Origin of the sequence: Aureimonas sp. AU22 (assembly GCF_001463745.1) — a bacterium.
In the GTDB taxonomy this organism is placed as follows: domain Bacteria; phylum Pseudomonadota; class Alphaproteobacteria; order Rhizobiales; family Rhizobiaceae; genus Aureimonas.
Genome location: NZ_BBWJ01000044.1, coordinates 19,166 through 33,321 on the forward strand (window position 1 = coordinate 19,166; position 14,156 = coordinate 33,321).

The window sequence follows — 14,156 nt, forward strand, 5'->3', positions numbered from 1 at the left end:
ACGCTCGCGAGTGGCCTGTCCGAGGCCGGATGAACATATGAGTCAGGATCTTTTCGCCCGCGCTCCGGCCCGAGGCCCGTCCCGTTCCACCGCCGAGCGCCTGCCGCGGCAGGCGACGCAGCCCGTCGCCGCACCGGCACCGGCTGCCGATTACACTGCGGCCGACATCGAGGTGCTGGAGGGGCTGGAGCCCGTCCGGCGTCGGCCCGGCATGTATATCGGCGGGACAGACGAGAAGGCGCTGCACCACCTCTTCGCCGAGGTGATCGACAACTCGATGGACGAAGCGGTCGCGGGCCACGCCAACTTCATCGAGGTCTCTCTGGATGAGGACGGCTTCCTCGCGGTCACCGATAACGGTCGCGGCATCCCGGTCGACCCGCATCCGAAGTACCGCGACAAGTCGGCCCTCGAAGTGATCATGACGACGCTGCACGCGGGCGGCAAGTTCGACTCGAAGGTCTACGAGACCTCCGGCGGCCTGCACGGCGTCGGCATTTCGGTCGTCAACGCGCTGTCGGACGCGTTGGAGGTCGAGGTCGCGCGCAACCGCAAGCTCTATCGCCAGACCTATTCGCGCGGTATCCCAACCTCGGGTCTTGCGGAAGTCGGCGAGGTCCAGAACCGGCGCGGCACGCGCATCCGTTTCCGGCCGGATACGACGATCTTCGGCGAGAGCGCGAAGTTCCTTCCGGCTCGCCTGTTCGCCATGGCCCGTTCCAAGGCCTACCTGTTCGGTGGCGTCGAGATTCGCTGGGCCTGTGCGCCGTCGCTGCTCCCAGTGGACGGCAAGGTCCCTGCCCGCGCGAGCTTCCACTTCCCCGGCGGGTTGAAGGACTATCTGGAAGCGTCGCTGGACGGACAGACGCGTGTCACCTCGCAGATCTTCGCAGGCCGTTCCGAGAAAGTCTCGGGCCATGGCGCTGTCGAATGGGCCGTGTCGTGGACGCAGGACGACGGCGCAGTGCGTTCCTATGTGAACACGATCCCGACGCCCGAAGGTGGCTCCCACGAAGCAGGCCTGCGCGCCGTCCTCCTGCGCGGGCTGAAGGCATTCGCGGAGCTTCAGGGCAACCGGAAGGCCGCCAGCATCACGGCCGACGATGTGATGATCACGGCGTCCGCAATGCTTTCGGTCTTCATCCGGGAGCCTGAGTTCGTCGGCCAGACGAAGGATCGGCTCGCCACCGCCGAGGCGCAGCGCATCGTCGAGAATTCGATCCGCGACTCCTTCGACATCTGGCTCGCCTCTTCGCCGCAGGACGCCTCCCGCCTCATCGACTGGGTGGTGGAGCGCGCGGACGAACGGCTCCGGCGCAAGCAGGAAAAGGAAGTGAGCCGCAAGACGGCGACGCGAAAGCTGCGCCTTCCCGGCAAGCTCGCCGATTGCTCGCAGACCGGTGCGGGGGGCGCAGAACTCTTCATCGTCGAGGGTGACTCGGCCGGCGGCTCCGCCAAGCAGGCCCGGGATCGCGCGCGGCAGGCGATCCTGCCGCTGCGGGGCAAGATCCTCAACGTCGCCTCGGCGGGTCGGGAGAAGCTCGGCGCCAACCAGCAGCTTGCCGACCTGACTTTGGCGCTCGGCTGCGGCACGCGGGGTAAGTATCGCGACGACGACCTGCGTTACGAGCGGGTGATCATCATGACCGACGCCGATGTCGACGGAGCCCATATCGCGTCGCTGCTGATTACCTTCTTCTATCAGGAGATGCCCGAACTGATCCGCGGCGGTCATTTATTCCTCGCGGTCCCTCCGCTCTACAAGCTGACGCAGGGTGGCAAGACGATCTACGCCCGGGACGATGCGGACCGCGAGCGCATCGTCGCGCGGGACTTCAAGGGCAAGGGGAAGGTCGAGGTCAGCCGCTTCAAAGGTCTCGGGGAAATGCTGCCGTCGCAGCTGAAGGAAACCACGATGGATCCGCGAAAGCGCACCTTGCTTCGCGTCGAAATCGATGCTTCTCCGGAAGCCGGCACGGCTGGTGCGGTGGATGCCCTTATGGGCAACAAGCCCGAAGCGCGATTCCGGTTCATTCAGGACCGAGCGGCCTTCGTTCGGGATCTCGACGTCTAGACACGCAGTGCCGACAGTTGGAGGGACGACCATGAACCGCATGATCCGCACCGCTATCGCGATGACCTATATCGCATCGCTCCCGGCGTTGGCGCAGGAACCCGCCCCGGCAGCTCCTGCCCCTCAGGATAGCGCCCCGGCGCCCGCGCCCCCTGCCCCGGCGTCCCCGGACGTCACCCAGCCCGGTGCTGCTGCCAAGCCTGCACCGACGCCCGAGCAGAACGCCGAAGTGATGAGCGCGATCTCCAATCTGTCGCCCATCATCGGCGACGTTCAGATCGTCGGTCCCTGGGTCGAGGGCGAGCGTAACGGCGTCTGGCGTACGATCATGACGCAGGCACTCGGCGAGACGAAGGGAAGCCGGTTCTTCTTCCAGCAGGTGGAAGAACGCGAGGGCAAACCGGTCGTCGTCGCCAGCACGGAAGTGACTGAGATCGCGGAGGTCGACGGGGCGATCGTCGGATATCGTGCGGATGCGCCGGCGGAAGGTCAGGAAAGCAACCTGACGCTGTTCTTCGACATCGTGCCGCTCGATGGCGAAATCTCGGAGACCTACGAGCTCTTCGTGGCACCCGGCCAACCATACCGGTTCGGGCCTGCTTCGAACTGATTGGTCGATCGGTGGCGCGGCACAGCAAACCGAGCCGTACGTCGCTTCCTCTCGTTCAGTAGTTCGGGGCCGAACGTCCCAGAAACATTCCCCTCCGCCGGATTACTCTTCGGCGGAGGATAACAGGCGTGCGGCGTTGTTCTGCGGTTGACAGATAGCACCTGGAAGCCTATCGCCCATTTCGGGATACGACGCTCCTTCGGACTTGCTCCCAAGTCCGGCAGCAAGAGACATCCGATTTCATGCCCTTTTCCGATCTTGGTCTGAGTGCGAAGGTTCTAGCCGCTGTCGAGGCGGCCGGTTACACGGAACCGACGCCGATCCAGGAACAAGCGATCCCTCATGCTCTTCAGCGGCGGGACGTTTTGGGCATCGCGCAGACGGGAACGGGCAAAACGGCGTCGTTCGTGCTGCCGATGATGACGTTGCTGGAGCAGGGTCGCGCTCGCGCGCGCATGCCCCGCACGCTGATCATCGAGCCGACGCGCGAGCTCGCGGCGCAGGTCGAGGAATCCTTCGTCAAATACGGCGTCAATCAGCGGCTGAATGTTGCGCTGCTTATTGGTGGCGTGTCGTTCGAGGAGCAGAACAAGAAGCTCGAGCGCGGCGTCGACGTGCTGATCGCGACGCCGGGACGCCTGCTGGACCATTTCGAGCGTGGCCGTCTTCTGATGACGGGCGTCGAGATCCTCGTCATCGACGAGGCCGATCGCATGCTCGACATGGGTTTCATCCCGGACATCGAGCGCATCTGCAAGATGATCCCGTTCACGCGGCAGACGCTGTTCTTCTCGGCCACCATGCCGCCCGAGATCACCCGTCTTGCCGACCAGTTCCTTCAGAATCCCGTTCGCGTCGAAGTGGCCAAGGCCTCGTCGACGGCCCTGACGGTCGAACAGCGCCTGGTTGCGACCCGCAAGGAGGACTACGAGAAGCGCGAGACGCTTCGCCGGGTCATCCGCGACCAGGGCGACGAACTGACCAACGCCATCATCTTCTGCAACCGCAAGCGCGACGTGTCGTTGCTCTTCCGCTCGCTGGAGAAGCACGGCTTTTCCGTGGGCGCCCTACACGGCGACATGGACCAGCGCGCGCGCACGATGACGCTGCAGGCCTTTCGCGACAACAAGATCACGCTTCTCGTCGCCTCAGACGTAGCGGCGCGCGGTCTCGATATCCCGATGGTCAGCCACGTCTTCAACTTCGACGTGCCGATCCATGCCGAGGACTACGTCCACCGGATTGGACGCACGGGCCGTGCCGGTCGTTCGGGCAAGGCATTCACGCTCGTCGCCAAGGCCGACAAGAAGTATCTGGACGCCATCGAGACGATGATCGGCAAACAGATCGAGTGGCTCGACGGCGACGTATCGAGCCTCCCGGCCGTCGAGGAGACGGAAGAGAAGCCCACTCGCCGCCGCGGTAGCAGCAAGCGCGAAGAGACCGACGGCAAGCGCTCGTCGTCGCGCTCGGGCCGCACGTCGCGTCGCAGCAAGGAGCCCGCCGTGGAAGCCATCGTCGATGACGAGAGCGGCAACGACGTGGAAGCGGTTGCGACCGAGTTGCTTGCCTCGATCCCTGCCGAGCCGGCGAAGCGCGCCGAGCCGCGCGAGGACCGTTCACAGCGCCGCAACGAACGGCCTCAGCCCAGCAGCGGACGTCGTTTTTCCGATCGCGGAGGTTCCGGCCGCGACGAAGCGTCACCTGTCGGCTTCGGCGACGACATTCCGGCCTTCATGCTGATCCAGACGGGCGCCTGACCCCTCGCTTCGCATCGGCCTTCCCACGAGCCGCCGGAGGACGCCTGCTGCGTCCCGGCGGCTTTTCCATGCCGTGACGGATCGCGGCCTCAAGAGCGAGCCGCGCCCAAACCGCCATGACGTCGGGATCATCCCAGGCCTCGTCGGGCAGCGAATGGTAGGGCATCTCCACGGGCCTCCGTCCCTCGCGTTGGTATGTCCAGCGCCGGGAACCCGCTTCCTCGAAACGGGGGGCGGTCTCGGCATCGGTCTTCAACAAGAGTTCGCCTTGGAGAACGATGGCGACGATGCGACTCTCGGCATAGATGCCCTTTCCACCGAACATACGGCGGATCGAGATCGGATGCAGGGACGCGAAGAGTTCGTGGAGCGTCTCGTCGTCCTAGGAACGGCTTAGGCCTCGGACCGGGCGGCGGCCATGGCAGCGCTGTCTGCCGGTTTCAGTTCGATGGACTCGCCGCAACCGCAGGCCGACGTCTGGTTCGGGTTGGTGAACGTGAAACCGGAACGAAGGGTGGTTTCCTCGTAGTCCATCCGCGTGCCGAGCAGGAACAGCACGGCCTCCGGAGCCACGAAGACGCGCGCACCGTCGTGCTCGACCACGTCCTCGCCGAGCTTCGGTTCGGTGACGAGGTCGATCGTGTACTCCATACCCGCGCAGCCGCCCTTCTTCACCCCGACGCGGATGCCCAGCGCATCGTCACCCCGCGACTGCACGATCGCACGGACGCGATCGGCTGCGGCATCGGACATGGAGAGAACGGAAAAGCGGCCCATTGCAGGATCCTTCGAAGCAGTCTCGACAAGAAAGGTGGGACGGCTCGCGCGTTCGCGCAAGCCTTTTCCGTTCGATCAGAACCAGCCGACGGCGACCTGAGCTTCCTCGCTCATGCGCTCCGGTGTCCAGGGCGGATCGAAGACGAGTTCCACCTTCACGACTTGAATGCCTTCCACGGTGCCCACGGCATTCTCGACCCAACCCGGCATCTCGCCCGCAACGGGGCAACCGGGCGCCGTCAGCGTCATGTCGATGTCGACGTTTCGATCGTCATCGATGTCGATCTTGTAGATCAAACCGAGCTCGTAGATGTCGGCGGGAATTTCGGGGTCGTAGACCGTCTTCAGTGCGGCAACGATGTCGTCCGTCAGGCGCGCGAGCTCGTCCGCTGGAATGGCCGATGCCTTCGCGGCGCCCGCCGTTTCGATGTTCGCGCCGACGCGTTCCGCCTCGGTTGTCCCGGACGGCTGTGCCGCCGTCGTGTCGTAGATATCGGCCATCAGATGGCTCCTCAGGCGAAGAAGCGGTGCGCTTTTTCCAGCGCTTCGGCGAGGCGATCGACCTCGGCCAGGGTGTTGTACATGCCGAACGAGGCGCGGCAAGTGGATGTGGCGCCAAATCGCTTAAGCAACGGTTGGGCACAATGCGTGCCCGCTCGCACCGCGACGCCCTCGCGATCGATCACCATCGACACGTCATGGGCGTGAATACCCTCGAGGTCGAACGCGACGATCGCTCCCTTGCCCGGCGCTTCGCCGTAGATGCGCAGCGTCGGAACGGCCTTCAGCCGCTCATGGGCGTAGGCGCGCAGGCTCTCCTCATGCGCAGCGATCCGATCGCGGCCGATGGAACGCATGTAATCGAGCGCGGCGCCCAGGCCGATCGCCTGGACGATCGGCGGCGTACCGGCTTCGAAGCGATGTGGCGGCGCATTGTAGGTCACGCCCTCCTCCGTCACCTCAACGATCATCTCGCCGCCGCCGTTGAACGGCTGCATGCGATCGAGCATGTCGTACCGACCGTAGAGGACACCGATCCCGGTCGGGCCGTAGACCTTATGGCCCGTGAAGACATAGAAGTCGCAGCCGATGTCCTGCACGTCCACCGGCAGATGGACCGCCCCTTGGCTGCCGTCGATCAGCACCGGGATGCCGCGCGCGTGGGCGAGCTCCGTCACCGCCTTCGCGGGCGTGACCGTGCCGAGGACGTTCGACATATGCGTGAACGCCACGAGCTTGGTGCGCGGCGTGATCGCCTGCTCGAAGTCCGCGAGCGCGATCGACCCGTCGTCCGCCACCGGCACGAACACCAGCCTGGCGCCCTTGCGTTCGCGCAGGAGGTGCCAGGGCACGATGTTGGAATGGTGTTCCATCACCGTGAGCACGATCTCGTCGCCCTCTCCGATCTCCTTCATCCCGTAGCCGTAGGCCACGAGGTTGATGGATTCGGTGGCGGAGCGTGTGAACACGATCTCGTCGTGGCTGGCGGCGTTGAGGAAGCTGCGCACGGTCTCCCGGGCCGCCTCGAAATCTTCCGTCGCCTTGTTCGACAGGAAGTGCAGTCCGCGGTGCACGTTGGAATAGGTGTTCGCGTAGGCGGACTGGATCACGTCCAGCACCTGCCGCGGCTTCTGTGCCGAAGCGCCGTTGTCGAGGTAGACCAGCGGCTTGCCGTGCACCTCGCGCGAGAGGATCGGAAAGTCGCGCCGGATCGCCTCGATGTCGTATCGCTCTGTGGCGACGGTCTGAATGTTCATCGGTCCGCTCTCCGGGTTGCCGGCGGCAAGCCGGCTCGGATGATTCGCGGGACTATCGGTCCCGCGCCAGCCAGTCGTCGATCCGCGCTTCCAGGGCCTCGACCAGCGCCTCGTCTTCGAGATCCTCCACGACCTCGTCCACGAACGCCTTCACGAGAAGCGCGCGGGCGGGCGCCTCGGGAATACCGCGGCTCATGAGGTAGAAGAGGTGATCGGCGTTGATTTCTCCCGCCGTCGCGCCGTGACCGCACTGTACGTCGTCGGCGAAGATTTCCAGTTCGGGCTTGGCCGAGAAGTCGCCCTCGTCCGACAGGAGCAGCGTGTTGCAGGCAAGGCGCGCGTCGGTCTTCTGAGCGCCCTTGGCAACCCGGATCATGCCCTGGAACACGCCGTGCCCGCCGAACACCACGTTGCGGAAGATCTCGGTCGAGGTCGTATGGGCGACGTTGTGATTCAGCGTCGTCGTGACGTCGATGTGCTGTCCGGCTTCCAGAAGGTTCACGCCGCGGATCTGAATGTCGGCGCCCTCGCCGACCGTCACCGCATGGACTTCCTGCCGCACGACGGCGCCGCCGGCGTTGAGAACGAAGAGCCGCAGCTTCGCGTCCGCGCCGAGGCGCACGTTGAGCTGGCCGAGATGGGTCTCGGCCGAGCCCTTTTCCTGCACGACGATCCACAACGCATCGGCACCGTCGCCGATGTCGAGATGGTGGACTGCAGACGAGAGATCGCCCGAGGCGCCCGACGGCGCACGCTCCACCAGCGTCGCCCGCGCCCCCGGACCGACCTCGACGATCGAGAACGAGTGGCTGCCGCCCGCGCCGGGCTGGGCCCGCAATTCGGTGACGCTCTGCGCGCCTTCGGACTTCGACACGCGGATACGCGAACCCTTCGCGCCCATCGCCGTGTTGACGAGACGCACCGTATCGACAGAGCGATCGAGATGATTCACCACCTCGTCGAAGGCTGCGGGCTGCGCTCCGGTCTCGACCGAGACGACGGGGGCCGGGTCGTTGCCCGCACCCGCCGTGCCGAGTTCCACCACCACGCTATGTGGCAGGAAAGGCGTCAGGAACGTCGGCTCGGCGCCATCGCGGACCGCCTCGGCCTGACGGCCGAGCAGCACACGCAGATCGGTGTAGTGCCACGCCTCGACACGCCGGCTCGGCAGGCCCTCGCTCGCCAGAACGTCGAGCGCGCGGCGCTGCGCGTCAGTTGCGACCGCGGTCTGGCCACGCTCGATCAGCGCCAGTTCCGCCTTGGTACGGGGCTGGGTCGTCGCCGACATCAGGCCGCCTCACCGATGATCTGGGCGTAGCCCTCGTTCTCCAGCTGCAGCGCCAGCGACTTGTCGCCCGACTTGATGATCCGGCCCTTGTAGAGGACATGGACCTTGTCCGGCACGATGTAGTCGAGCAGGCGCTGGTAGTGCGTGATGACGAGGAACGAGCGGTCGGGTCCGCGCAGCGCGTTGACGCCGTCCGCCACGATCTTCAGCGCGTCGATGTCGAGGCCGGAGTCCGTCTCGTCCATGACGCAGAGCTTCGGCTCCAGAAGCGCCATCTGGAGGATCTCCGCACGCTTCTTCTCGCCGCCAGAGAACCCGACGTTGAGCGGGCGCTTCAGCATGTCGGCGTCGATCTTGAGATCGGCGGCCGATGCCTTGACGCGGCGCAGGAAGTCGGGGGTCGTCAGCTCGCTCTCGCCCCGGGCCTTGCGCTGCGAGTTGAGCGCCGTCTTCAGGAAGGTCATCGTGGCGACGCCGGGGATCTCCAGCGGATACTGGAAGGCCAGGAACACGCCGGACGCCGCGCGCTCGGCCGCGTCCATCTCCAGGATCGACTCGCCGTTGTAGAGTATGTCGCCCTCGGTGACCTCGTAGTCCTCGCGGCCGGCGATGATGTAGGACAGGGTCGACTTGCCCGACCCGTTCGGCCCCATGATCGCCGCCACCTCGCCGTCCGCGACCGTCAGGTCGAGGCCGCGCAGGATTTCGGTGTCGGTGTCCGCCACGCGGGCGTGCAGGTTTCTGATTTCCAGCATCTCGGTTCTTCTAAAGCGTTGGTCGGCGCCGCGGTCGCGGGCGCGGTCGGATAGGGCGATGGGTTGGCGTGTCGGCGATCAACCGACACTGCCTTCGAGCGAAATCCCGATCAGCTTCTGCGCTTCCACGGCGAACTCCATGGGCAGTTGCTGGATCACGTCCTTGACGAAGCCGTTGACGATCAGCGCCACGGCCTCCTCCTCGGGGATGCCGCGCTGCATGCAGTAGAAGAGCTGATCTTCGGAGATCTTCGAGGTGGTCGCCTCGTGCTCGAACTGCGCCGTCGCGTTCTTCGCCTCGATGTAGGGCACGGTGTGCGCGCCGCATTCCTCGCCGATCAGGAGCGAGTCGCACTGCGTGAAGTTGCGCGCGTTGGCGGCCTTGCGCATCGCGGTGACCTGGCCGCGATAGGTGTTGTTGGAGTTGCCCGCCGAGATGCCCTTCGAGATGATCCGGCTCGACGTGTTCTTGCCGATGTGAATCATCTTGGTGCCGCTATCGATCTGCTGGCGCCCGTTGGACACCGCGATCGAATAGAACTCGCCGCGCGAGCCGTCGCCGCGCAGGATGCAGGACGGGTACTTCCACGTGATCGCCGAGCCGGTCTCGACCTGTGTCCAGGAGATACGCGAGTTCGCGCCGCGACAGTCGCCGCGCTTGGTCACGAAGTTGTAGATGCCGCCCTTGCCTTCCTTGTCGCCCGGATACCAGTTCTGGACGGTGGAGTACTTGATCTCGGCATCGTCGAGCGCGACGAGTTCGACGACGGCGGCGTGCAGCTGGTTCTCGTCACGCTGGGGCGCCGTGCAGCCCTCGAGGTACGAGACATAGGAGCCCTTGTCGGCGATGATCAGCGTGCGCTCGAACTGGCCGGTGTTGCGCTCGTTGATGCGGAAGTAGGTCGAGAGCTCCATCGGGCAGCGCACGCCCGGCGGAATGTAGACGAACGACCCGTCGGTGAAGACGGCCGAGTTCATCGTGGCGAAGAAGTTGTCAGACACCGGGACCACCGAGCCGAGGTACTTCCGCACCAGTTCGGGATGCTCGCGGATGGCTTCCGAGATCGGCATGAAGATCACGCCAGCCTTCGACAACTCCTTCTTGAACGTGGTGGCGACCGAGACCGAATCGAACACGGCGTCGACCGCCACGCGCCCGCCATAGCTACCCTCGGAAGGCGGCACGCCGGAATCGTCCTCGCTTTCGAACTGCGACGGCTCGTCCGGGCGGCGAACGCCGGCCAGGATCTCCTGCTCCTTCAGCGGGATGCCCAGCTTCTCGTAGGTACGCAGGATCTCGGGGTCCACCTCGTCCAGCGAAGCCGGGCCCGACATGGATTTCGGCGCGGCGTAGTAGTGGATGTCCTGGAAATCGATCGGCGGATAATCGAGACGCGCCCAGGACGGGCTTTCCATCGACTTCCAGCGCTCGAACGCGTCAAGACGCCACTGCAGCATCCATTCCGGCTCGTTCTTCTTGCCCGAGATCAGACGGATGGTATCCTCGTTCAGCCCCTTCGGGGCGACATCCATCTCGATGACGGTCTCGAAGCCGTACTTGTATTGGTCCACGTCGATCTGGCGAACCTGATCGATCGTTTCCTGGACTGCTGGCATCGTATCTCTCCACACTCGCCGGATTCAAAGTCCGGTGGTTGGCCTGTGGACTGCCCTATAGCGGCAGTTCACAACGGTTCAAATGGGGGTCCGGCCCTAAAAGTTGAAGGCGCCGGACCAGATTAGCTGCGGCCGCTCATGCGACATGTCGCTCCCGGGCATTCGGCACCGTCCGAGCCCAGTGCACGCTGAAGGCGGCAAGGAAACGATTGATTGCGGCCGCGTCGGTCTCCGCCCCGAAACTGACGCGCAGGCCTCCCATGCTCGGCTCCACATCGGCGCCGCCACGAGCCATCGCCTCCAGCACGAAGGATCCGCCGATCTTTCCCGACGAGCAGGCCGAGCCGGCCGACACGGCGATGCCTGCAAGATCCATGGCGATCTGAACGGTCTCGGCGCGCCGGTCGGGATGGTGAAACATGACCGTCTGCGGCAGCCGCTCGGCGCCCTTTCCCAGGATGGAAAACTCCGGGGATAGTGCCGTTATCCCGCGCTCCAAGTGATCGCGCAGCATCAACATCGCTTCGCGCTGGCCCGTCTTCGCCAGGGCTTCGCGCGCCGCGGCGCCGAAAGCAGCCACTAAGGCCGTTGCCTCCGTGCCGGCACGCTGCCGCGTTTCCTGCGCACCGCCGGTGAGCAGAGGTGCGGGTCGGAGCGCGGTCGTACGCAGTGCGAAGGCACCGATGCCCTTGGGTCCGCCGATCTTGTGCGCGGAGACGATCACGGCGTCCGCGCCAAGCGCCAGCGCATCGACCGGCAGGCGGCCGGCCACCTGTACGCTGTCGCAGACCACGATCGCACAGGCGGCATGCGCTCGCTCGACGATCTCCCGCACCGGCTGCAACACACCGGTTTCGCTGTTGGCCGCACAGAAGGCGACGATGCCCGGGCGTTGCTCGGCCAGCCACAGCTCCAGCGCATCCAGGCGAACGACGCCGGTGGCATCGACTGGCAGTCGTGTCACGTCGGCCGACGGGAACCGCCCCCCTTCGCGGATGCAGGGATGATCGGTGTCGATCACTGCAAGGCGTGGATGGACGACGTCCCGGCCGCTCTCGGTCCAATGCGGCGTGAGGCAGGTGACCGCGGCCTCCGTGGCGCCGCTCGTGAAGACCACCGCATCGGCCTCGGCGCCGACAAGCGTCGCGACGTCCGCGCGGGCCCTTGCGAGCAGCGCACGGGCGGCGCGGCCTTCGGAATGAACCGACGACGGGTTGCCCGAAATGGCCAACGCAGAGATCAGCGCGTCCCGCGCCTCGTCCAGAAGCGGTGCGCTCGCATTGTGATCTAGATAGAGCCGCGTCTCGCGCACTGCCGACCTTCGCGATTTTCCGGTTGGCCCGTCGATGGTTCGCTCTGGGGCCGACACTCGAAAATGTTTGTGTTTGGAGCGCTCGGCGGACTACATAGCGCCCCTATAGGACCCGTGTAGTTTTGAATCGTTCTAAGCAAGAACTTTAAGAGGCTGCCGATCCTTCGTCAAGGTGCGTGGGTCTGCCCAGGCACGTTAGCCCCTGAGGTTTTGCAATGCCCGAAGTCATCTTCAACGGACCCGCCGGCCGGCTGGAAGGTCGCTATCAGGCGGCGAAGGAGAAGAACGCGCCGATCGCGATCGTTCTGCACCCGCACCCCCGCTTCGGCGGCACGATGAACAACCAGATCGTCTACAAGCTGTTCTACATGTTCGTGGAGCGCGGCTTTACGACGCTGCGTTTCAATTTTCGGGGCATCGGGCGCAGCCAGGGCGAATTCGATCACGGCGCGGGCGAGTTGTCCGACGCGGCTGCCGCGCTTGACTGGATCCAGGCGCTGCACCCCGATTCCAAACACTGCTGGGTGGCAGGCTACTCGTTCGGCTCGTGGATCGGAATGCAGCTCCTGATGCGCCGCCCGGAGATCGAGGGCTTCATGTCGATTTCGCCGCAGCCCAACTCCTACGACTTCTCCTTCCTCGCCCCCTGCCCGTCCTCCGGCCTGATCATCCATGGCGACAAGGACAAGGTTGCGCCGCCGAAGGACGTCCAGGGACTGGTGGACAAGCTGAAGACCCAGAAGGGCATCATGATCACCCAGAAGACGATGGCCGGGGCGAACCACTTTTATGGCGAGCACACGGACGAGCTGCTGGCCGAATGCGCCGAGTATCTCGACCGTCGCCTCGCGGGTGAGCTGTCCGACGCCCGGCCCAAACGCCTGAAGTAATCCAGATCGCCGGCGGCCGCGTGATACGCGCGCCGCCCGCTCTCCCGACGGAACAGTGTGAACATGAGCCGCTTCAAATCCGACTTCCTGCGCGTTCTCGACGAGCGTGGATTCATCCACCAGGTTTCCGACCCCGAGGGACTGGACGCGCTCGCGCACAAGGGGCGGATCACCGGCTACGTCGGCTACGACGCGACCGCGACGTCGATCCACATCGGCAACCTGATCTCCGTCACGATGCTTCACTGGCTTCAGGAAACGGGCCACCAGGCCATCAGCCTCATGGGCGGCGGCACGTCGATGGTGGGCGACCCGTCCTTCCGCGATTCGCAGCGCGGCATGCTGACGGCCGAGCAGATCCAGACCAACATCGACGGCATACAGCGCGTCTTCGGCAACATCCTGCGCTACGACGGCCCGAACGCGGCCATCATGGTCAACAATGCCGACTGGCTCCTGAAGCTGAACTACGTCGAATTCCTGCGGGACGTCGGGCGCCACTTTTCGGTCAACCGCATGCTGAGCTTCGATTCGGTCAAGCTGCGGCTCGACCGGGAGCAGTCGCTGAGCTTCCTCGAATTCAACTACATGATCATGCAGGGCTACGACTTCACCGAGCTCAACCGGCGCTACGGCACGGTGCTGCAGATGGGAGGCTCCGACCAGTGGGGCAACATCATCAACGGCGTCGACCTCAGTCATCGCATGGGGGGGCCGCAGCTCTACGCCCTGACGACGCCTCTTCTCACGAAGTCGTCCGGCGAGAAGATGGGCAAGTCGGCGTCCGGCGCTGTCTGGCTCAATGGCGACCTCTTCAGCCCCTACGACTTCTGGCAGTATTGGCGGAACACCGAAGATGCCGACGTCGGTCGCTTCCTGAAGATCTTCACGCGTCTCCCGCTCGACGAGATCGCCCGGCTCGCCGCGCTCGGTGGCGCCGAGATCAACGAGGCCAAGAAGGTTCTCGCTACGGAAGCGACCGCGATCGTCCACGGACGGGCTGCGGCGACGCAGGCCGAAGAGACCGCCCGCACCACCTTCGAGCAGGGGGCGCTGGCCGATACCCTGCCGACCATCCTCTTACCGAAGGCCGAGCTACAGGCGGGCGTCGGGATTCTGTCGCTGGTGGTGAAGGCCGGCCTTGCCGCGTCCAACGGCGAAGCACGGCGGCACATCGCGGGGGGCGCGGTGCGGCTCAACGATCAACCGATCTCCGACGAACGCCTGACCGTGGACGCTTCCGCGCTCACCGACGGCGTCGCGAAGCTCTCGCTCGGCAAGAAGCGGCACGTCCTCGTGAAGACGGACGCCTGACC

The 14,156-nt window shown here is 65.2% G+C and carries 12 protein-coding genes and 1 pseudogene; 5 read left to right on the top strand and 8 right to left on the bottom strand.

Translation table 11 applies throughout. From position 1 onward, the window contains the following. Positions 1-37 precede the first annotated feature (37 nt). The 3 genes from parE to AUL34_RS15560 all read left to right on the top strand — a co-directional run bounded on the left by parE (position 38) and on the right by AUL34_RS15560 (position 4,444). Positions 38-2,074 (top strand): DNA topoisomerase IV subunit B, encoded by a 2,037-nt coding sequence (gene parE / locus AUL34_RS15550; protein ID WP_061935481.1) that lies wholly within the window; start codon positions 38-40, stop codon positions 2,072-2,074. Between the two features lie 31 nt (positions 2,075-2,105). Beyond that, complete coding sequence (locus AUL34_RS15555; protein WP_156420955.1) at positions 2,106-2,684, top strand: hypothetical protein; 579 nt, start codon at positions 2,106-2,108, stop codon at positions 2,682-2,684. A gap of 242 nt (positions 2,685-2,926) precedes the next feature. Beyond that, complete coding sequence (locus AUL34_RS15560; protein ID WP_061935487.1) at positions 2,927-4,444, top strand: DEAD/DEAH box helicase; 1,518 nt, start codon at positions 2,927-2,929, stop codon at positions 4,442-4,444. On the opposite strand, the pseudogene AUL34_RS15565 reads toward AUL34_RS15560, so the two are convergent. From AUL34_RS15565 to AUL34_RS15600, 8 genes and pseudogenes are all read right to left on the bottom strand, one after another. Continuing rightward, positions 4,419-4,826, bottom strand: a pseudogene (locus tag AUL34_RS15565) (TfoX/Sxy family protein); the annotation flags it as partial. The gene AUL34_RS15560 and the pseudogene AUL34_RS15565 sit on opposite strands and share 26 nt — an antisense overlap. An 11-nt stretch (positions 4,827-4,837) precedes the next feature. Further along, a complete protein-coding gene (gene sufA, locus AUL34_RS15570; RefSeq protein WP_061935493.1) occupies positions 4,838-5,221 on the bottom strand; it encodes a Fe-S cluster assembly scaffold SufA in 384 nt (127 codons plus the stop codon). 75 nt (positions 5,222-5,296) lie between these two features. Beyond that, a complete protein-coding gene (locus tag AUL34_RS15575; RefSeq protein WP_082653426.1) occupies positions 5,297-5,722 on the bottom strand; it encodes an SUF system Fe-S cluster assembly protein in 426 nt (141 codons plus the stop codon). An 11-nt stretch (positions 5,723-5,733) separates the two neighbouring features. Beyond that, complete coding sequence (locus AUL34_RS15580; RefSeq protein ID WP_061935496.1) at positions 5,734-6,978, bottom strand: cysteine desulfurase; 1,245 nt, start codon at positions 6,976-6,978, stop codon at positions 5,734-5,736. 52 nt (positions 6,979-7,030) lie between these two features. Further along, complete coding sequence (gene sufD, locus AUL34_RS15585) at positions 7,031-8,266, bottom strand: Fe-S cluster assembly protein SufD (protein ID WP_061935499.1); 1,236 nt, start codon at positions 8,264-8,266, stop codon at positions 7,031-7,033. Next, entirely contained in the window at positions 8,266-9,021 is a 756-nt protein-coding gene (gene sufC / locus AUL34_RS15590) for a Fe-S cluster assembly ATPase SufC (RefSeq protein ID WP_061935516.1), read from the bottom strand. The genes sufD and sufC overlap by 1 nt, the downstream gene beginning before the upstream one ends. Before the next feature lie 78 nt (positions 9,022-9,099). Continuing rightward, on the bottom strand, positions 9,100-10,638 hold the full coding sequence (sufB, locus tag AUL34_RS15595) for a Fe-S cluster assembly protein SufB (protein WP_061935519.1): 1,539 nt from the start codon (positions 10,636-10,638) through the stop codon (positions 9,100-9,102). 136 nt (positions 10,639-10,774) lie between these two features. Continuing rightward, positions 10,775-11,950, bottom strand: coding sequence for a cysteine desulfurase family protein (locus AUL34_RS15600; protein WP_061935522.1), 1,176 nt, complete (start codon positions 11,948-11,950; stop codon positions 10,775-10,777). Between the two features lie 215 nt (positions 11,951-12,165). On the opposite strand from AUL34_RS15600, the gene AUL34_RS15605 reads away from it, so the two are divergent. Together AUL34_RS15605 and tyrS are read left to right on the top strand one after the other, a co-directional pair. Further along, entirely contained in the window at positions 12,166-12,840 is a 675-nt protein-coding gene (locus tag AUL34_RS15605; protein ID WP_061935525.1) for an alpha/beta hydrolase, read from the top strand. Between the two features lie 63 nt (positions 12,841-12,903). Next, positions 12,904-14,154: a tyrosine--tRNA ligase gene (tyrS, locus tag AUL34_RS15610; protein WP_061935528.1), complete on the top strand. Its 1,251-nt coding sequence runs from the start codon at positions 12,904-12,906 to the stop codon at positions 14,152-14,154. Positions 14,155-14,156: the final 2 nt, after the last annotated feature.